This window comes from Mesorhizobium sp. L103C105A0, assembly GCF_000502215.1.
In the GTDB taxonomy this organism is placed as follows: domain Bacteria; phylum Pseudomonadota; class Alphaproteobacteria; order Rhizobiales; family Rhizobiaceae; genus Mesorhizobium.
This window is the reverse complement of record NZ_AYXF01000006.1, coordinates 443,251-461,823: the sequence shown is the minus strand read 5'-3', so window position 1 is coordinate 461,823 and position 18,573 is coordinate 443,251. Positions and strand designations below refer to the sequence as shown.

At 63.1% G+C, this 18,573-nt stretch carries 17 protein-coding genes; 4 read left to right on the top strand and 13 right to left on the bottom strand.

What is annotated here, in order from left to right; translation table 11 throughout:
- Positions 1 to 292: 292 nt before the first annotated feature.
- Positions 293 to 1,294, top strand: coding sequence for a hypothetical protein (locus X727_RS145145; protein ID WP_023834648.1), 1,002 nt, complete (start codon positions 293 to 295; stop codon positions 1,292 to 1,294).
- Positions 1,295 to 1,535: 241 nt separating this feature from the next.
- Positions 1,536 to 1,988, top strand: coding sequence for a hypothetical protein (locus X727_RS145150; protein ID WP_023834647.1), 453 nt, complete (start codon positions 1,536 to 1,538; stop codon positions 1,986 to 1,988).
- 73 nt (positions 1,989 to 2,061) lie between these two features.
- Here X727_RS145150 and X727_RS145155 read toward each other — a convergent pair whose 3' ends face one another.
- A complete protein-coding gene (locus tag X727_RS145155) occupies positions 2,062 to 2,937 on the bottom strand; it encodes an NAD(P)-binding domain-containing protein (protein WP_023834646.1) in 876 nt (291 codons plus the stop codon).
- Positions 2,938 to 2,964: 27 nt separating this feature from the next.
- Positions 2,965 to 3,729, bottom strand: a complete 765-nt coding sequence (locus X727_RS145160; RefSeq protein WP_023834645.1) for an SDR family oxidoreductase — start codon at positions 3,727 to 3,729, stop codon at positions 2,965 to 2,967.
- A gap of 215 nt (positions 3,730 to 3,944) precedes the next feature.
- Here X727_RS145160 and X727_RS145165 point away from each other — a divergent pair, with 215 nt between their 5' ends.
- Positions 3,945 to 4,283: a helix-turn-helix domain-containing protein gene (locus X727_RS145165; RefSeq protein WP_023673597.1), complete on the top strand. Its 339-nt coding sequence runs from the start codon at positions 3,945 to 3,947 to the stop codon at positions 4,281 to 4,283.
- 66 nt (positions 4,284 to 4,349) lie between these two features.
- Here X727_RS145165 and ftsH read toward each other — a convergent pair whose 3' ends face one another.
- From ftsH to tolQ, 8 genes are all read right to left on the bottom strand, one after another.
- Positions 4,350 to 6,275 carry an ATP-dependent zinc metalloprotease FtsH gene (gene ftsH / locus X727_RS145170; RefSeq protein ID WP_023673598.1) on the bottom strand — a complete coding sequence of 642 codons (1,926 nt, stop codon included), beginning with the start codon at positions 6,273 to 6,275 and terminating at the stop codon, positions 4,350 to 4,352.
- A 103-nt stretch (positions 6,276 to 6,378) separates the two neighbouring features.
- Positions 6,379 to 7,785, bottom strand: coding sequence for a tRNA lysidine(34) synthetase TilS (gene tilS / locus X727_RS145175; RefSeq protein WP_023834644.1), 1,407 nt, complete (start codon positions 7,783 to 7,785; stop codon positions 6,379 to 6,381).
- A gap of 51 nt (positions 7,786 to 7,836) precedes the next feature.
- On the bottom strand, positions 7,837 to 8,919 hold the full coding sequence (gene ybgF / locus X727_RS145180) for a tol-pal system protein YbgF (RefSeq protein ID WP_023694601.1): 1,083 nt from the start codon (positions 8,917 to 8,919) through the stop codon (positions 7,837 to 7,839).
- Positions 8,920 to 9,132: 213 nt separating this feature from the next.
- Positions 9,133 to 9,639 carry a peptidoglycan-associated lipoprotein Pal gene (pal, locus tag X727_RS145185; RefSeq protein ID WP_023684182.1) on the bottom strand — a complete coding sequence of 169 codons (507 nt, stop codon included), beginning with the start codon at positions 9,637 to 9,639 and terminating at the stop codon, positions 9,133 to 9,135.
- 259 nt (positions 9,640 to 9,898) lie between these two features.
- Positions 9,899 to 11,203, bottom strand: a complete 1,305-nt coding sequence (tolB, locus tag X727_RS145190; RefSeq protein WP_023673841.1) for a Tol-Pal system beta propeller repeat protein TolB — start codon at positions 11,201 to 11,203, stop codon at positions 9,899 to 9,901.
- 38 nt (positions 11,204 to 11,241) lie between these two features.
- A complete protein-coding gene (locus X727_RS145195; protein WP_023700291.1) occupies positions 11,242 to 12,399 on the bottom strand; it encodes an energy transducer TonB in 1,158 nt (385 codons plus the stop codon).
- Between the two features lie 7 nt (positions 12,400 to 12,406).
- On the bottom strand, positions 12,407 to 12,859 hold the full coding sequence (gene tolR / locus X727_RS145200) for a protein TolR (protein WP_023673843.1): 453 nt from the start codon (positions 12,857 to 12,859) through the stop codon (positions 12,407 to 12,409).
- 9 nt (positions 12,860 to 12,868) lie between these two features.
- The gene (gene tolQ, locus X727_RS145205) at positions 12,869 to 13,579 is read right to left on the bottom strand and encodes a protein TolQ (protein ID WP_023673844.1); all 711 of its coding nucleotides are present in this window, start codon (positions 13,577 to 13,579) and stop codon (positions 12,869 to 12,871) included.
- An 858-nt stretch (positions 13,580 to 14,437) separates the two neighbouring features.
- Here tolQ and X727_RS145210 point away from each other — a divergent pair.
- On the top strand, positions 14,438 to 15,694 hold the full coding sequence (locus X727_RS145210) for a cellulase family glycosylhydrolase (RefSeq protein WP_023834643.1): 1,257 nt from the start codon (positions 14,438 to 14,440) through the stop codon (positions 15,692 to 15,694).
- Between the two features lie 117 nt (positions 15,695 to 15,811).
- On the opposite strand, the gene X727_RS145215 is transcribed toward X727_RS145210, so the two are convergent.
- The 3 genes from X727_RS145215 to ruvA all read right to left on the bottom strand — a co-directional run bounded on the left by X727_RS145215 (position 15,812) and on the right by ruvA (position 18,570).
- Positions 15,812 to 16,735, bottom strand: coding sequence for a metallophosphoesterase (locus X727_RS145215; RefSeq protein ID WP_023834642.1), 924 nt, complete (start codon positions 16,733 to 16,735; stop codon positions 15,812 to 15,814).
- A gap of 133 nt (positions 16,736 to 16,868) precedes the next feature.
- The gene (ruvB, locus tag X727_RS145220) at positions 16,869 to 17,906 is read right to left on the bottom strand and encodes a Holliday junction branch migration DNA helicase RuvB (RefSeq protein WP_023834641.1); all 1,038 of its coding nucleotides are present in this window, start codon (positions 17,904 to 17,906) and stop codon (positions 16,869 to 16,871) included.
- 43 nt (positions 17,907 to 17,949) lie between these two features.
- Entirely contained in the window at positions 17,950 to 18,570 is a 621-nt protein-coding gene (gene ruvA, locus X727_RS145225) for a Holliday junction branch migration protein RuvA (protein WP_023684176.1), read from the bottom strand.
- Positions 18,571 to 18,573: the final 3 nt, after the last annotated feature.

The window sequence follows — 18,573 nt, the reverse complement described above, 5'->3', positions numbered from 1 at the left end:
TCCGAGCCCGACTATCACATTGTGTGATTGTATATTACCAATTCTTAGAAAATCATTGTAGCAGGCTGTTCGGAGCGTTGGCAGCGTATCATGACACGGTGTTGCCGCAATATAGCATTCACACTGGGCCACACTGCGCAGATTGGGCCGGTAAGCCGGACTGTTGGAGGGGCAGATCGCAAGGGTCCATCACCTTATCGGGAGAACGCCGTTTAGCATCTGGCGCAGCCTAGCGTTGAGAGCTATTGATTGACACAGGTACAACCTATGGGCGCAGCAACGGGAGAACGCCATGCTCATCCACCGACTTGCAACTTTGACGGGTCTTGCCGTCGCAACCTTGTTCATGGCGGCGCCCGCCAACGCGCTGACCATGGCCCAGTGTAGTACCAAGTATAATGCCGCCAAGGACGCCGGCACGCTGAACGGGCAGACCTGGAATCAGTATCGGAAGGCCGAGTGCGGCACCGACGCGGCGGCCACCACCGAGACCGCAAAGCCGGCGGCCAAGAAGGCCGCTGCGGCCAAGACGGACACGACCAAGGCCGCCGCTGCTGATGACGGCGCCAAGGGTCTGACGGCCAAGGAATGCAGCGCTAAGTACCAGGCTGCCAAGGCCGCCGGTACGCTCAATGGCGCAAAGTGGAACGACTTCCGCAAGACCGAATGCGCCGCCGGCGCATCCGCCTCGGCAGAACCGGCCAAGGCCACGACCAAGGCCGCAGCCACAACCGACGATGGCGCCAAGGGCCTGACGGCCAAGGAATGCAGCACCAAATACCAGGCGGCAAAGGCCGCCGGCACGCTGAACGGCGTGAAGTGGAACGACTTCCGCAAGACCGAATGCGCCGCCGGGGCCTCGGCCGCGGCAGCACCCGCCAAGGCAACCACCAAGGCAGCTGCCGACAGCAGCGGCAAGGGCCTGAGCATGGCCGATTGCAGCGCCAAGTACCAGGCTGCCAAGTCTGCCAATACTCTGGGCGGCAAGAAGTGGAACGACTTCCGCAAGGCCGAATGCGGCGCAGGCGCAGATGACGACGACACCGTGCCCGCTCCGAGCGAGGCGACCTATACCAGCGAGCCCGAGAAGCCCTCGGTCACCGCTCCCAAGGGCGTGAAGTTCCCGGCCGCGATCTCGAAGAAATACGCCGGCGAGACGCCGGCCAAGGGCCGCATGCACACCTGCCTCGAGCTCTACTACGCCAATAAGGACGCCAACACGCTGAATGGCCTGCGCTGGATCCAGAAGGGCGGCGGCTTCTACAGCCTCTGCAATGCCAAGCTGAAGAGCTGATCGCGTAGCCATATTCTCCAGACAGAGGCCCGCGCATCGCAGCATGCGCGGGCCTTTTTATTGCGCTCGAACACACCCGGCGTTGATCGACGTCTACATATCGCGGAAGCTGTCGGCATCATCTATTCGCCCACACTGCCCACCCCAGACATATCGGTGGTTCGCAAAGATTCCAATTGAACATATGCAGAACAAATGGTATACAAAAGGACATCGAACTTTTGTCAACCAGGAGGGTCTTATGTCCAGATTGAAATTGGCGGCATTGGCTGTGACGGCATGGATTGCGTGGAGCGTCACCCCTGCAAGCGCACTGACAATGAAGGAATGCGGCGAGGCTTATCGCACAGCCAAGGAAGGCGGCACTCTGAACGGCATGGATTGGACCGCTTTCCGCACCGAGAAGTGTGCGACGTCAGCTGCGGAGAGTGCCAGTACGGATGCGGTCAAAACCCAGCCGCAGCCGAAGAAGGAAACCAGCGCGGCGGTCGCCCCCGTTGTAGCGCCGACGGGCGTGACATTCCCGACCACCCTCGCCGCCGAATTCAAGACCGAGAAGCCCTCGAAGGCGCGTATGAAGACCTGCCTGCAGGGCTACCACGGCAACAAGGACGCGGGTACGTTGAACGGCCTTCGCTGGATCCAGAAGGGCGGCGGCTATTACAGCCTCTGCAACGCCAAGCTGAAGAGCTGATCGACCAGCAGCGTTTGAAGATCGAAGGCCCCCAACCGCAAGGTTGGCGGGCCTTCTCTTGGGTCTTGCCCCGTCAAGCGCCTTGTTTCGAGAGTTGGAGCAGTGCGACCAGTCTTGTAAGATCGGCATTGGCCTGGCCGGCAGCCACCCCGCGCTTCATCAGGCTTTGCATCGGCAAGACGAGTTCGGTGCTGACATCAGCCGACCTGCTGGCATCGATGAGATTGACGTAGGCATCAGCCTGCATGCCCAGGTTGGAAACGACATTGCTGGTGTGATCGCCACTGTCGATCTGTTCCGCCCATTTCGGCAGCAGGCCTTGCATCGACTGAAGCCAGGAGGCCAGCAGCGGCATGAACTCGCCGGCAGGGATTCCTGCTGCGCCCGTCAATGCCAACGCTTGCAGAACGCCCGCGAACATGCCGTACATGCCGGTCAGAAGCGAAATATCATAGAGCGGCGCGAGGCCTGGATCCTCACCGAGATATTTGCTGGTGCCGAGCGCTCCGAGCTGCCCCGAACAGGCATCGAACGCCTGGCGCGAACCGCTGTAGAGAATCAAGGCGTGCGGCCCGCCCACCATCGGCGGCACCGCCATGATGCCGCCGTCGATATAGCTGGCGCCCTGGCTCACCGCCCAGCCCGACATCGCCCGCGCCTGCTCGGGGGTGCCGTTGGTGAGATTGACCAATGTGCGGCCCGACAGCGCGGCTCGGCTTGGGCCGAGCACCTCACCAACGGTGTCATAGACAAGCAGGCACGCCACGATCAGTGGACTCGATCTGACGGCTTCCTCGACACTCTTGGCCACAATGGCGCCCGTGGCTGCCAAAGCCTCAGCCCTTGCCGGAGAACGGTTCCACACCGTCACCGCATGTCCCTGGTTCAGAAAGGCTTCGGCAAGCGCCGTGCCCATGGCGCCGAGACCGATTACTGTTATATCGCTCATTCTGCTTCTCCTCGGTTTGTTGCGCGGTTACGCCGGTGTCGGGCTCAGGTCCTGGCCAAGGCCACCGTCCACGGTCAGCCGCGCGCCCGTGGTGAAGGTCGCGTCGAACGCCAGGAACAGCACTGCGCGCGCCACCTCCTCCATTGTGCCGTGGCGCTTCATCGGCGTGACCGCGTCGCCGATCGCCATGAAGGCGGCCCGCTCCTCGGCCGAGGCGTCGGCCACACCCATCGTCGGCGTATCGATGAAACCAGGGCTGACCACATTCACGCGGATCCGGCGCGGCAGAAGCTCGGCGGCCAGGACCTTGGCGAAGGCGCGCAGTGCCGCCTTCGATCCGGAATAGACGCTCATGCCGCCGGTGCCGGATTCGTCGGTGATCGACGAGGTGAAGACTATCGCGCCACCATCCCTGATGAGGGGCAGCAGGCGCTGCGCGGTGAAGAAAGCGCCTTTGGTGTTGATGTCGAAGGTGCGATCGTAACTGTCCTCGGTGACCCGCTCCACGGGTTCGAGATTGGCCACCCCGGCATTGACGTGAAGGAAGTCGATGTGGCCAAGCTTCTGCCCCACTTCGGCACCGAGCGTGACGATATCGGCCATGTCTGAGATATCGGACCGCACGACATGAGCTCGCGAAAGCAGCTTGGCTCGCGCGGCCTCGATGTTGCGCTGGTCGCGGCCGGTGACCAGGACCTCGGCGCCGCTTTCGATCAGGGCTTCGGCAACGGCGAGCCCCATGCCGTGCGTCCCGCCGATGACAACGGCCTTCTTGTTTGCGTATCGTGTCATGATCCATCCCTTTTTGACAAAATCCGGCCGCCGACGGCCTTTGCAGGTCGAAGCGAGGTACCGATATGATGTTGTGGTGTTCGCCGATGCCGGCGAGCTGGTTTGAAGCTATGGACCGGCTTGGTTTTTCTCAAGTACCGACAAAAATGTAAGCTACCCACCGATTGCTCAGAATTGGATGAAACATGGGAAAGAAACAGCCAGATAGTTGCGGATTGGGGCCGGCGCTGGAGGTCATCAGCGGCAAATGGAAGGCGCTACTGCTCTGGCAGATTCACAAGGCGCCGGCACGATTCGGTGAGCTGAAGCGGCTGGTGCCTGACATCAGCGAAAAGATGCTGATCCAACAGCTGCGCGAAATGGAGGCCGACGGCATCGTCCATCGCGAAATCTTTCCCGAGGTGCCGCCGAGGGTCGAATACTCGATTACCGAATTCGGCATCGAGCTGGACAATGCCCTGATCCCGCTGGCCAGATGGGGCAAGCAACATGCTGGCCGGACTGACGGTGTGCGCCCCGGCAAAGCAAATGCATCCGTCCCGCATGCTCTTTGAGAGACCCTGAATAGCAAAACGCCGCGGATTGAGCCGCGGCGTTTTCTTGCATCAAGTGATGTCAGCTCAGCTCGATGGCTGAGGCTCCATGCCGCCTTCGGGCTCGGGACCCTTCTTGCGGCGGCCGGACTTCGGCACAGCCGAGCCGCGGCTTGTGGGGGTATCATCCCCCAAATCTCGCGCGGGCTTCTGCCCGGCGATCAGCTGCTTGATCTCTTCGCCCGAAAGCGTCTCGTATTCGAGCAGGCCCTGCGCCAGAGCGATCCATTCCTTCTTCTTCTTGGTCAGAATGGATTTGGCCGTGACATAGGCCTCGTCGATCAGGCGGCGTACTTCGGCGTCGATGATCTGCGCAGTCTCTTCCGAGACGTTCTGCGTGCGCGCCACCGAATGGCCGAGGAAAACCTCTTCCTGGTTGTCGCCATAGGCGACGTGGCCGAGCTTGTCGGAGAAGCCCCAGCGCGTGACCATGGCGCGCGCCAGTTTGGTCGCCTGCTCGATGTCCGAGGAGGCGCCCGAGGTGATGTTCTCCTTGCCGAACTTGAACTCCTCGGCAACGCGGCCGCCCATCATGATGGCAAGCCGCGAGATCATGTATTTGTAGCTCATCGAATAGCGGTCGCCTTCCGGCAGCTGCATGACCATGCCGAGCGCGCGGCCGCGCGGGATGATGGTCGCCTTGTGCAGCGGATCGGCCGACGGCACGTTGAGCGCCAGGATGGCATGGCCGGCCTCGTGATAGGCCGTGAGCTCCTTTTCGGCCTGGGTCATGGCCGACGAGCGGCGCTCGGCGCCCATCATGATCTTGTCCTTGGCGTCCTCGAACTCGGCCATGGTGACAAGGCGCTTGTTGCGGCGCGCCGCCATCAGAGCGGATTCGTTGACCAGGTTCATCAGGTCGGCACCCGAGAAGCCCGGCGTGCCGCGCGCGATCACCTTGAGGTCGACATTCGGCGCCAGCGGCACGTTGCGCACATGCACCTTCAGGATCTTCTCGCGGCCGACGATGTCGGGGTTCGGCACCACCACCTGGCGGTCGAAACGGCCCGGACGCAACAGCGCCGGGTCGAGCACGTCGGGCCGGTTGGTAGCGGCGATCAGGATGATGCTCTCGTTGGACTCGAAGCCGTCCATCTCGACCAGCAGCTGGTTCAGCGTCTGTTCGCGCTCGTCATTGCCGCCGCCGAGGCCGGCGCCGCGATGGCGGCCGACGGCGTCGATTTCGTCGATGAAGATGATGCAGGGAGCATTCTTCTTGGCCTGGTCGAACATGTCGCGGACACGGCTTGCGCCGACGCCGACGAACATCTCGACGAAGTCGGAACCCGAAATGGTGAAGAACGGCACATTCGCTTCGCCGGCGACGGAGCGGGCGAGCAGCGTCTTGCCGGTGCCGGGAGGTCCGACCAGAAGCACGCCGCGCGGGATCTTGCCGCCGAGGCGCTGGAACTTCTGCGGATCGCGCAGGAACTCGACGATCTCTTCCAGATCTTCCTTGGCCTCGTCGACGCCGGCGACATCCTGGAAGGTGACGCGGCCATGCGCCTCAGTGAGAAGCTTGGCCTTCGACTTGCCGAAACCCATGGCGCGGCCGGAGCCGGACTGCATCTGGCGCATGAAGAATATCCACACGCCAAGGATCAGGATCATCGGCAGGTAGGAGATCAGATAGCTGAACAGCGAGTTGGAACCGTCCGACTCAGGCCGCGCATTGATGGTGACGTTCTTGTCCTGCAGCCGCGAGACCAGCTGCGGATCGCCAGGCGAATAGGTCTGGAAGCCGTTGGCGTTGTCGGCGTAGGTGCCCGTGATGCGGGCGCCGGCGATGACCACCGTCTTGACCCGGCCGGCCGCGACCTCTTGCAGGAACTGCGAATAGGGAACGTCGGTCGAGGCCCCGCGAGTCTGCGGCGTCTGGAACAGATTGAAGAGAGCAATGAGCAGGACCGCTATGATCGCCCAGAGCGCGAGATTGCGATAATTCGGATTCATCAATTGTCCCGTTGGTGCCCGCTGGGACACGCGTCATGAGAGGAAACTTGCGCCTAACATAGGGAGAGCGCCCCCCCTTGCCAAGCATAACAGCACGTCTGGGTTAAGCTTTCGCGCCATGATCAACCGGCACTGTGGCGGCCAAAGGGCAAGCCGGGACAGGCGGTGCGCCGATCAACTCGGCCACGGCCTGCGCCAACACCAGATCGAAGCACGGCAGAAAACGGGCAAAGGGCGCAACGGCGGGGCTGACGGCGATTGCCGCCGCCGCCGCTACATCCCCTGCAAAACCAAGGCATTCGCCGCCGCGCCATAGCGCCGGTTCCGCAGCCAGGGCGGCGCGCACAAGGCTTGGCGGCGCGCCATCCCCGGCAATCGGCGTTTTGGCGGCGGCAGCAGCGCCAAGCGGCGCGATCAACCATGCACCCGAACTGTCGCCCAATGTGATCGCCCCGGCTTCGATGTCTGGCGTGATCCGCCGGCGACCGTCCCAGAGCAGAGTGCCAGCTATCGGCGCGGAACGCGGCAGGTCGCGCGATTCACGGCGCAGGAAGATGCCGTTTCGCCTGATATCGACGACCGCCCGCGACAATGTGGCGCAAAGCCGACCGGCCCGCATTTGCTCGAACAGCGCTTCGCCGCGCGCCTGGTCCGGCAACAAGGCGGTGCCGCCCGTCGCCGCCAGCAGGACACGCAGCGCATAGACCGCGGCTCGCGTGTCGTCAGCTTCGGCAAGACCGGGATCGAGACGGATGAGACCCCTCGCCGGCCGGCTGGCAAATTCACCGATCAGGGCGGCGGCGCGGCGACCGAGTTGTTCGCGCTCGCCGGCGGCCCGCCTGGCCAGGCCGATCGCTTCGGCAAAACGCTGCCCGCTCCGGTCTTCGCCGAGCACGGCGCGGATGCGCGGGCGTTCGAAATTCGTGTCGATGTTGGTCGGATCCTCCGCCCAGCCGACATGTTCGCGCTGCAGGAAAGCGCGCAACGCCGCGCGCCGTACGCCGAGCAGCGGCCGCGCGATCCAGATCCGCCAGTCATAGAGGGTGGCCGGCGCCATGCCGGCGAGACCTCGGCCTGCAAGCTCTCGCCCGTCATTCCGCGCGGCTCGCATCAGGACGGTCTCGGCCTGGTCGTCGGCGGTGTGGCCGGTCACGATCACACCAATGCCTTGCGCCTGCGCTGCCTCGGCCAGCAACCGGTAGCGCGCCTCGCGCGCCGCCGCGGGCAGGCCGGTCGACGGCTTGGCGCCGGACCAGTTGAGCGTCCGGTGCGCAATGCCGCGCTCCGCACAGAGCTTTGCCATGCTGCGCGCTTCGACTGCTGCTTCCGGACGCAGGCCGTGGTCGATCGTCACCGCCAGCAGCCGGGCTGTCGGGGCGCTACGGTCGAGGTGAGCCTTGAGGAGAAGAAGGAGGGCGGTCGAGTCGCTGCCGCCGGATACGGCCGCAAGCGCGCCGTTGGTAAAGTCGATCTGCGAAAAACTCGAAAGGTCAGGCTCGGTATCGAGCATCAGTGCATGTCGCGTAAAAGTGGTCCCGGTTCTGGGACAACACGGCAAAGACTAGCACGCCGCCAGCGCCCTCTCCTGCTTGACGCGTTCCTTGAGCGCGGCCGAAATATCGGGATAGCGCTTGCCGATCTCGCCGAAGGTGGCGCAGGCGACATCCTTCTGCTTGAGGCCGACCAGCGACACGCCAAGCTTCAGGAGCATGTCAGGCGCCTTCTTGGCCTTCGGATAGTCCTTGCTGGCGGAGAGGAAAACCTCGGCAGCGTCATGATACTTCTGCTGGCCAAGCAGCGATTCGCCAAGCCAGTAATGCGCGTCCGCCGCCTTGGCGTCCTTCGGGAACCGGGCGATGTGGTCGCGAAAACCCTGCTCGGCGGTGCTGTAGTCGCCCGACAGGATGAACTGGTAGGAGTTGCGGTAGATCTCTTCCGGGTTGTTGGTGGCAGGCAGCGCCGCCACCACCGTGCCGTCCGACTTGCCGGTCTTAGCCCCGGCAGCCGGCGCCTCGGCGGCGGGAGCCGCACCTTCCGCCGGCGCCGCTGCCTGCGTGTTGCCGCCGGCGTCGATTACATTGCCGTTCTTGTCGACGGTGATGGTGCCGAAGGTCTTGGGCGGCGTGCCGTTGATCACCTTGCCGGGATCGCCGGTCTGCGATTCGACGATGACCTCGCCGACGCTCTGGCCGCCATCCGGCTGCGCGCCGGCATCGGCCGGCGCCTGGTCTGCCGGGGCCTCGGCGACGCCGGTGCCCGCGCCACCGTCCTGCGGCGCGGCCTCCGATTTCTTCTGGGCCGGCGGCTGCCCGCTGGAGCCGCCTTCCAACTGCTGGAAGCGGAACTCGTTGTCTTCCTGCTGCTTGCGCATCTGCTCCTGCATCTGCAGGATCTGGAAGTTGAGTTCCTCGAGCTTGCCGTTCATCTGCCGGAGCTGATCTTCCAGCCCCGCGGCGGCGGTGCCGTCCTGCTGCTGCGCGATCTGTTGCTGCTCCGGCTTCTCCTTCTTGCCGAAAATGCCGAGCGTCGGCAGATGGAAGGAAAAGCCGCTATCCGCGGGTTGTCCGGTGCCGCTCGCAGAAGCCGCGAAGCCTGATACGAGCAGCAGCGCAAGCGTGCCGCTCAAGACCGATCTGAAATGCATGTGCCTCTCGCCGTGAAAATCGTGAGCCTGTTCGCGCCTTCCGATCAAAGTGGGACCGGCACAACGCCCTCGGCTCTTAGCAGGAGGCGAGACTTCGGCCAAATTTTGTTTCCGGGTTTGTTTCCGAGGCCGAAAGTGAAAAAGGCGGCCACAAGGCCGCCTTTCGCATGGAGGTGTTGCAATTATGCGACTAAGGCGCCGCCGTCTTGCCTATCAGGAGCCGGCGCCGGAGAGCGTGGTGACCGCGCGGCGATTCTGCGACCAGCAGGAGATGTCGTCGCAGACCGCGACCGGACGTTCCTTGCCGTAGGAAATCGTCTTCAATCGGCTCGCCGAAACGCCCCTGGCGACCAGGAAGTCGCGGGTGGCGGCGGCGCGGCGGGCGCCGAGAGCCAGATTGTATTCACGCGTGCCGCGTTCGTCGGCATGGCCTTCGACGACGATGGCGTACTGCTTGTACTGGTTGAGCCACTGCGCCTGGCGCGACAGCGTCGTCTGCGCATCGGCGCGGATCGCGGTCGAGTCCGTGTCGAAGAAGATGCGGTCGCCAATGTTGACGGTGAAGTCCTGCGCCGAGCCCGGCGTTGCCGCACCCGCGCCATTGAGACCGAGATCGGCAGCGTTGTTCGGGGTTTTCTTCGAGGCGCAACCGGTGATGGCGAGCATCGCGATCAGGGCGATCATCGCCGGGTTTCTGGTAAGTGCTGCGATACGGCCCATGCCGCCTCTCCTTCGTATTCGAGTGACTTCGTTGATCACCCAGTAACCACGTTTGGGTTAACCGGCATTCAAGAAACACGGTTAAAATTTGGTTTCAGCCGCCGTCCCCAGCCAAAATGACCTGATGCCACAATGGTCGCGGACCGTAGGCGGAAATGCGGCCAAAACGCGACTTTGGCGTGAAAAAAGCCCCAAAACGGGGCTTTTAAGGTAGTGTTGCCGAGTTGCAACGAAGCGAGCGGGCCAGGCCGAAACTTAGTTACTCCAGCAGCGGCGACCACGCCGGGTCGGAAGCAAAATTCGCGGTCGGGATCGACTGTTCGTTGCGGCCGGTGAGATCGACGGAAACCAGTTTTGGGCCGCCGGCGGAGTCGCGGAAGAACATCAGCACGCGGCCGTTGGGCGCCCAGGTCGGTCCCTCCTGCTGGAAGCCCGAGGAGAGGATGCGCTCGCCCGAACCGTCGGTCTTCATGACGCCGATCTGGAATTCGCCGCCGGTCTGCTTGGTGAAGGCGACGAGGTCGCCGCGCGGCGACCACACCGGCGTCGAATAGACGCCGTCGCCGAACGAGATGCGGGTCTGGCCCGAGCCGTCGGCGCCCATCACATAGATCTGCGCGCGGCCGCCACGGTCGGAAGTGAACACCACCTTGCTGCCGTCGGGCGAATAAGAGGGCGAGGTGTCGATGGCGGTCGAGTTGGTCAGCCGGGTGGTCGAGCGGCTGCGCAGATCCATGGCAAAGATGTTGGAATTGCCGTCGTCGCGCAGCAGGCTCATGATCACCTTCTGGCCGTCGGGCGAAAAGCGCGGCGCAAAGGTCATGCCGGGAAAATTGCCGACCAGTTCGCGCTGCCCGGTCTCGATCTGCAGCAGATAGACCCGCGGCTGACCGCTTTCGTACGACATGTAAGTGATTTCCTGCCGGTTGGGCGAGAAACGCGGCGTCAGCACGATCGAGCGGCCATCGGAGAGATAGCGCACATTGGCGCCGTCCTGGTCCATGATGGCGAGCCGCTTCTTGCGCGCATTCTTGGCGCCGGATTCGTCGATGAAGACGACGCGTGTGTCGAAATAGCCCTTCTCGCCGGTGAGCTTCTCATAGATCGCATCGGCGATGATGTGGGCGACACGGCGTTGATTTGCGTCGTTGGCGAAAAACTGCTCCCCGGCTATCTGCTGGTTGCCAAAAATATCCCATAGTCGGTACTGGGCGCGGATTCGGCCGTCCGCCTCCTTGCTCACGCTGCCGGTGACCAGCGCCTGCGCATTGATCACCTTCCAGTCGTCGAAACGGGGCTGCGCATCCGGATTGGCGATCTTCTCGATGAAGGCGTTCTTGTCTATCGGTGCGAAGAGACCGGAGCGCTTCAGGTCGGCGGTGACGATCTCGGAAATCTGCGCGCCGAGCCCTCCCTGGAAATCTGGGATGGCGATCGGCATCGGTTCGACATTGCCTTTGTTGACGTTGAGCTCGAGGGTTGCTCGAGCAGGCAAGGTGACGACGGCGTTCATGCCCATCGCCATCGCGGCGACCATCAGGAGCGGCTTGAGGATGGATTTCATGTCTTCTCGCTTCTCTTGCTGATTTCTGGGTGCTCAGGCTACAGGCCAAGCATCGCTCTGGGATCGAAGTTGACGCGAACGTCGGACCAAATGTCATGCTTTCCGGCGGGCACCTGCAGGCCGGCGACATCGCATTTCTGCACAGCGCGAACCGCGCTGCTGTCGAATTGGGGGTTGCCGCTGGACTTCTCGACGGTCGGACGGCCCTCCAGCTTGCCGGAGGCATCCAGGCTGAAACGGATCACCACGGTGAAATCCTCAGAACCCTCAAGCCCAACCGGGAGGGTCCAGCAGCCACCGAGTTGTTCTTCCAATGCCCCTTGCTCGGACTTCGACAGCTTCTGGCCTTGATCCTTGTCGCCGCCTAGCGATGCCTGTTGGGTCGAGCGCTTGGCGCCGCCGCCGGATGGCTTCTGCTTGTCGAGCAAAGCCTTGATGTCAGCCTCATTGAACTGCTTGTCATCCGACTTCGGCTTCGACGAGGCTTCCTTGACCGGCTTGTCGGTGTCCTTGCGGTCCGGAGCCTTCGCGCTTTCGGCCTGCGCCGGCTGCGGCTTCGGCCGTGCTTCGGGAGCAGGAGCGGAAGTCGGAAGCTGCGCTTCTTCCAGAGGCTGCTGATCCGATATGGCTTCGGCGACCGCATCGGGCTTCACGCGTGGCTTCGGCTCTATGGCGGCGGTCGTGTCCGGCTGCGGTGTTGGTGCAGGCTCCTTCACCGGGGTCGGCTTCGGTTCAACCTGCTTCACCGGCTCGGGCTTGACCTCTTCCTTCGGCTGCGGCTCCGGCGCCACCTCCGTCGCAGGTGTCGGCTTCGGCGCTTCCTTTGGCTTCGGCGTGTCCTCGGTCTTCGGCTTTTCGGTCGGCGTCGGCGCCGGAGCAGCCGTCGCTGTTTTCTCCACCGGCTTCGGCTTGGGATCGTCCGTCACCGGCTTGTCGGTATCAACGCTGTTCTCGCCGATTTTCTGTGCATCTGGCACGATGTCGGGACGCTTGGTCGGCATCGGCGCCGGCTTTTCGTGCATCACCGCCTTCTTGTCGCCCTGCAGCGTCTGCGCAATGGCTTCCATGGGAACGATGTCGACCGCTATCGACTCGACATCCGTGGACGGCAGCGCGGCCGGCGCCGACAGGGTGAACAGGCCGAAAGCCAGTGCCACCGTATGCAGTATCACCGATGTGGTGAGGCCGGTCTTCATCGTGCGTCTACTGATCCTGTTGCTGCAGTGAAATCAGGCCGATATTCTTGTAGCCGGCGGCCTGGATGAGGGCCATGACCTCCATCGCGGCGCCATAGTTGGTCGCCTTGTCGCCGCGGATGAAGATGCGCTCTTCGTAGCCGGTCTTGGAAATCGCCTGCAGTTTGGCGACCAGCTCTTCCCTTGGGATTTCGGTCTCCTGCAGGAAAATCTTGCCGGCCGCGTCGATCGAAACGGTGATCGGCTGGGTGTCGGCGTTCATAGCCTTGGCCTTCGTCTCCGGCAGGTCGACCGGCACTCCGACCGTCAACATAGGTGCGGCGACCATGAAGATAATCAAGAGCACCAGCATCACGTCGACCATCGGCGTGACGTTGATTTCCGACATCAATGCATGGTGGCGGCCGCGCCGCCTGTGTCCGCGCCCGCCGCGTCCTGCCATGCCAACCGACATACCCATCTTCTTACCTCAGCCCTTAGGCGCTACTTTTTCATCGATTTGGCGCGAGAGTATGGCGGAGAACTCGTCCGAGAACCCTTCCATCCGCACCGCGATCTTGTTCGCGTCGGATGACAGCTTGTTGTAGGCGATAACCGCCGGTATGGCGGCGAGAAGACCGATGGCCGTCGCCAGCAGCGCTTCGGCAATGCCGGGTGCAACAACCGCGAGACTGGTGTTTTTCGAACCGGCAATCGCCTGGAACGAGGTCATGATGCCGATGACGGTGCCGAACAGGCCGATGAAGGGTGCAGCCGAACCGGTGGTGGCGAGAAAGCCGAGACGGCCCTCCAGCTTCTCCATCTCGCGCGTCAACGCCAGGTCCATCGCCTTGTCGATGCGGGTCTGCAGGCCGAGCGGCGATTTGGCCCCCTTCTCGAAGCTCTTCTTCCATTCGCGCATGGCGGCGACGAAGATCGCGCCCATGCCCGTGGTCTTGCGGTCGGCAAGCGTGCGATAGAGTTCTTCCAGCGACTGCCCCGACCAGAACACCTGTTCGAAGCGATTGAGCGACAGACGCATGCGGGCATAGCTGACCAGCTTGTCGACGATGATCGCCCAGGTCCAGACCGAGGCGCAGAGCAGACCGATCATGACCAGCTTGACCACCCAGCTGGCCTGTGTGAACAGCGCCCAAATCGACAATTGCGCTGCCGGATCGGCGAGTGCGGTAGTTTCCATGCTTCAGTCCTTAAGATTTTCCGGGCATCGCTGGCGGCTGGCCCATGGGCGTCCCTTGTGGTCCGTTCGCGCTTGGCTTCCGGATTAACCCCAAAATGCACCGTTGGCGGCCTTTTCAGGGCAAATATTGGTGAAAGGAAGGCGCGCGGATTCTTCCAATCTTCACCGATCTCTTCATGAACCGTTATGGTTAAGGATGGGTTAGGAAATATGGCGCGGCGCATTGCCGCGCCAAGGCACGACGCGGGCCATCCATCCACAATCGAATGCGCTGCCGATTGGCCGCTCGTTGCCGGCCGGCAGGCCTGGATATCAGCTTGCTCCTGGTAGAAAGGCCGCGATCCATTCTTTCGGAAAGCGCTTCGGCCGGCCGTTCTCGCCGATGATCGCCGCCTCGACCTTTGCTTCGACCAGAACCTCTGTCCCGCGTTTCAATTGCTGCGCCATGACGATGCGGGCGCCGGAAATATCCTGCGTTGATGTGTCGATGGTCAGGATGTCGTCCATGCGGGCAGGCGAGCGGAAATCTATCTCCATCCGCCGCACCACCCAGACGATCCGTTCGCCGTGCTTGCCTTCGTGAAGTTCTGTGTGGTGGACGCCGGCCAGCCTGAGATAGTCCGAGCGGCCGCGCTCGAAGAATTCGAGATAGCGCGCGTGGTAGACGACAGATCGGAAGAGCACACGTCTGAACTNCGGCATAGTAGACTCGCGCCATCAGCCGATGGCCGAATTCCGTCAAGGCTCCGGAAAGCCCGGCAGCAAGCTGCGCCGATTCACCATGATCGTCCATCGCGCTTTCCTTTTTGCCCCCGGCGGGGCACCTGTCTTGCCAAAATCACCAGCGCAGCAAACCGGATGGCACTGTTGACGGCGATGATCAAGACCGTGATGGCAGCGCTGCTGGTGCTGGCGGCGTCTGCGCTGCCCGGTCAGGCCGCGAGCTTTTCGATGAAGCGCGGCCTCAACCTCGACCAGTGGACGACCTGGGTCGGGGAAGACAAATGGAACGACCGACAAGCCATCCTGCCCTATCCGGAATGGCGCAAGTTCCTCGACGAGGATGACCTCAAGGCACTGAAGGCCGCCGGCTTCGACTTTCTGCGCATGCCGGTCGATCCCTCGCCGTTTATGTCGGATCAGACACTGGCGCTGCGTGACGACCTTTATGCCAGCGTGCGGGACTCGGCGCGCATGATCAACCGGGCCGGTCTGAAAGTGATCGTCGACATGCACCTGATCCCGGCCGGCGGCGGCCGCGAGATCGGCATGGGCCAGGTGATGGACGATCCCGCAACCTTCGACGCCTATGTCGAGGTCGTCCGCAAAATGGCGCGCACGCTTGCCACTGAGGACCCGGCGCAGGTCGCTTTCGAGCCGATGAACGAGCCTATCGTCGACTGCGACAGCGAGGGCACCAGCCTGTGGCCGGAGCGTCAGCAAAAGCTGTTCGCGGCCGCGCGCGCCTCGGCCACCAGGCTGACGCTGATCCTGACCGGCGCCTGTTATTCCAATGCGGCTTCGCTGGTCAGGATCGACCCAAAGTCGATCCCCGACGACAACATCATCTGGACCTTCCACTCCTACGACCCGTTCCTGCTGACCCATCAGGGCGCGACCTGGGCCGGCGATTTCATCCCTTATGTCACCGGCCTGCCCTATCCGCTGACCGCGGTGCCGCGCGCCGAGCTCGATGCGACGCTGGATGCAATCCGCGCCAAGATAAAAGCCGAGGCGCCATGGACCAGACGGAACGGCCTGCTCGCCTATCTCGATGAACAAGTCGCCAGCATGGACACGGAGGAAAAGCTGCTCGGCGTCATGGATGCGCCGTTCGAAAAGGTCGAGGCCTGGGCGAAGGCCAACGCCATCAAGCCCGAAAACATCACGCTGGGCGAGTTCGGCATGATCCGGCAGGAGTATGGCAACCCCTATGTGATGCCGCCCAAATACCGCGCGGCCTATGTCAAGGACATGATCGCGCGCGCCGAGGCGCATGGCTTCTCATGGTCGGTGTGGAGTTTTGGCGGCGCCTTCGGCATCGTCGACGCTTTCAACGGCGAAAAGGCCGAACCCGCCGTGATGGATGCGATCCGCTCGCTCCATTCGCCCTAGGGCATGTCGATATTCAGGTCAGGCCGAGGGAAAATGAGGGGTTCCGAGAACCGGAACGGAGCGGACTTTGGTCCGTGACTACCGGAAGCGCAGGAACACCTCATTTGCAGGCCGGCATCACCTGAATACCGGCATGCCCAAACCGAGGTCGATCTGCAGGATCTCCGGCCGCATGCCAAAGCGCACCGGCGCGATGCTGAAGCCGAGCCCGCCTGACACGATCAAATTGCGGTCATTCTCGACGACATGGCCATAGGCAAAGCGGTTGCCGAAGCGGGACGGCACCACCGGTGAATAGCCGAACAGCCTGACCTGCCCGCCATGTGTGTGGCCCGACAGCGTCAGCGAAACCCGCCACGGCACTTTCGGGAAAATGTCAGGCTCATGCGCAAGCAGGATGATCGGTGCCTGGTCGGTGATCTTGGCCAGCGTGCCGTCGAGATCGTCGAGGCCTTTAAATTTGTCGCGGCCTGCGGCCTTGTTCGGTAACAGTGCCAGTTGGTCGGCGAGCCCGGCGATCCAGAAGCCGTATCCATTCTTTTCCAGACGCACAGTGTCGTTCTCCAGAACCGAGATGCCGGCTTCCTCCAATGCCTTGCGCGCCACAGTCGGCCCCGCTCCGGCCTGCTGCGCGAAAGGATCGTGCCACCAGTCGTGATTGCCGAGGATCGACAGGACACCAAGCGGCGCCTTCAGTCCTGACAAGGCCGGCGCCCATTCATGGGCCTCCACCCGGTTCGTCACCAGGGACATGCCTGAGATATAGTCGCCGAGCAGTACGATCAGATCGGGCTGCAGCACGTTCGCACCCTCGACGAGCGAAGCGATCCGCTCAGGCGTCATCCAGGGGCGGCAGGCGTGAATATCGGCAAGTGCTACGACGCGCAGCTTCAGACCTGCCGGCCAGTGCGGCGGCGTCAGCCGGTAGCGCTTCACATGGGTCAGCAGCATCGGTTCGATGCCGACCGCATAAGCACTGAGCGAAGCTAGCGAGAGGAACGAACCTCCGGCGAATTTCAGGAACCCGCGTCTGGTGATCACTTTTCTGGCTCCGACCTTGATCGGAGCAGTTCGCGCCGACATTGCGACGCCCGATACAATCGAGGAATGCGCCTTCACGCTGGCAGGTTTGAGGAGATGCTGCACAGAATCCGTTCCGAAGAACAAATGTCCGTTACTCTTCCTGGAACAGGTTGATCTGCTGCTGTGCCAGATCCTTTGGCGCGTCGAGGCCGAGATGGCGCCAGGCGTTGGCGGTCAGCACGCGGCCGCGTGGCGTCCGTTGGATGAAACCCTGCTGGATCAGATAGGGCTCGATAATGTCCTCGATGGCGTCGCGCGGCTCGGACAGGCCGGCGGCGATCGTCTCGATGCCGACCGGGCCACCACCGAAATTGCGCGCGATCATCGAGAGATAGCGGCGGTCGAGCGCGTCGAGGCCGAGCGCGTCGACCTCGAGCCGGGTGAGAGCTTCGTCGGCAATCTGCTTGTCGACGTGGCCGTCGCCGGCGACGGAGGCGAAATCGCGCACGCGGCGCAACAACCGGCCGGCGATGCGCGGCGTGCCGCGGGCTCGGCGCGCAATCTCCAACGCGCCATCGTCGCCGAGCGGCATTTGCAGGATGCGGGCGCCGCGGCGCACGATCTGCTCCAGTTCCTCGACCGAATAGAAATTAAGCCGCACCGGAATGCCGAAGCGATCGCGCAGCGGGTTGGTCAAAAGGCCGAGCCTGGTGGTGGCGGCAACGAGCGTGAAGCGGGCAAGATCGATCTTGACCGAGCGTGCCGCCGGACCTTCGCCGATGATCAGGTCGAGCTGGAAATCCTCCATCGCCGGATAGAGGATTTCCTCGACTGCCGGATTGAGCCGGTGGATCTCGTCGATGAACAGTACATCGCGGTCTTCCAGATTGGTGAGAAGTGCGGCGAGATCGCCGGCCTTGGCGATCACCGGACCGGAGGTCGAGCGGAAATTGACGCCGAGCTCGCGCGCCATGATCTGCGCCAGCGTTGTCTTGCCAAGCCCCGGCGGCCCGACGAACAGCACATGGTCAAGCGCCTCGCTGCGGCCATTGGCGGCCTCGATGAAGACCTTGAGATTGGCCCGCACCGCGGCCTGGCCGACGAAATCGGCGAGCGTCTGCGGCCGCAAGGTCTGCTCAGCATCCTCGCCGCGCTTTTCCGGGGCAATGAGGCGGGGTGAAAGGCTCATGCGGCCTTCCTCGCACAGGGCAAAGGACCGGACAAGCAATCACTCACCGCGCCAGTTCCTTCAGCCCGAAACGAATGAGCTTCGAGGCATCGGCGTCCTCGCCGGCCGTCTTCAGCGCCGCCGCGACAGCATTGGCTGCGGTGTCGCGCGAATAGCCGAGATTGACCAGCGCCGAGACGGCGTCGGTGATCGGCGCCGGCGCCACGCCTTCCCCGAGTTCCTGCTTCAGGCCGATGGCGCCGGAGGCGGTTCCGGCATAGGCCGGCGCCTTGTTCTTCAATTCGGTGACGATGCGCTCGGCCACCTTCTTGCCGACGCCGGGCGCGCGGCTGACCATGGCGATGTCGCGCAGCGCGATCGCATTGGCGAGGTCGGCCGGCGCCAGCGTCGACAGGATGGCCAGCGCCACCTTGGCGCCGACGCCTTGCACATTGCTCATCAACAGCCGGAACCATTCGCGCTCAAGCACCGATTGGAAACCGTAGAGCCGGATCATGTCCTCGCGCACATAGGTCTCGATGAACAGCACCACCGCCTCGCCGGGCGAAGGCAGCGCGGCCAGCGTGCGCGCCGAGCAATAGGCGACATAACCGACGCCGTGCACATCGACGAGGCAGAAATCCTCGTCGATCTCGTCCAGCGTGCCTTTCAATTTGCCGATCATGCC

Bases quoted from the DNA above. Each gene is read 5' to 3' on its own strand.
- X727_RS145145 (WP_023834648.1), top strand. From the start codon at position 293: ATGCTCATCCACCGACTTGCAACTTTGACGGGTCTTGCCGTCGCAACC.
- X727_RS145150 (WP_023834647.1), top strand. From the start codon at position 1,536: ATGTCCAGATTGAAATTGGCGGCATTGGCTGTGACGGCATGGATTGCG.
- X727_RS145155 (WP_023834646.1), bottom strand. From the start codon at position 2,937: ATGAGCGATATAACAGTAATCGGTCTCGGCGCCATGGGCACGGCGCTT.
- X727_RS145160 (WP_023834645.1), bottom strand. From the start codon at position 3,729: ATGACACGATACGCAAACAAGAAGGCCGTTGTCATCGGCGGGACGCAC.
- ftsH (WP_023673598.1), bottom strand. From the start codon at position 6,275: ATGAATCCGAATTATCGCAATCTCGCGCTCTGGGCGATCATAGCGGTC.
- tilS (WP_023834644.1), bottom strand. From the start codon at position 7,785: ATGCTCGATACCGAGCCTGACCTTTCGAGTTTTTCGCAGATCGACTTT.
- ybgF (WP_023694601.1), bottom strand. From the start codon at position 8,919: ATGCATTTCAGATCGGTCTTGAGCGGCACGCTTGCGCTGCTGCTCGTA.
- pal (WP_023684182.1), bottom strand. From the start codon at position 9,639: ATGGGCCGTATCGCAGCACTTACCAGAAACCCGGCGATGATCGCCCTG.
- tolB (WP_023673841.1), bottom strand. From the start codon at position 11,203: ATGAAATCCATCCTCAAGCCGCTCCTGATGGTCGCCGCGATGGCGATG.
- X727_RS145195 (WP_023700291.1), bottom strand. From the start codon at position 12,399: ATGAAGACCGGCCTCACCACATCGGTGATACTGCATACGGTGGCACTG.
- tolR (WP_023673843.1), bottom strand. From the start codon at position 12,859: ATGGGTATGTCGGTTGGCATGGCAGGACGCGGCGGGCGCGGACACAGG.
- tolQ (WP_023673844.1), bottom strand. From the start codon at position 13,579: ATGGAAACTACCGCACTCGCCGATCCGGCAGCGCAATTGTCGATTTGG.
- X727_RS145210 (WP_023834643.1), top strand. From the start codon at position 14,438: ATGGCACTGTTGACGGCGATGATCAAGACCGTGATGGCAGCGCTGCTG.
- ruvB (WP_023834641.1), bottom strand. From the start codon at position 17,906: ATGAGCCTTTCACCCCGCCTCATTGCCCCGGAAAAGCGCGGCGAGGAT.
- ruvA (WP_023684176.1), bottom strand. From the start codon at position 18,570: ATGATCGGCAAATTGAAAGGCACGCTGGACGAGATCGACGAGGATTTC.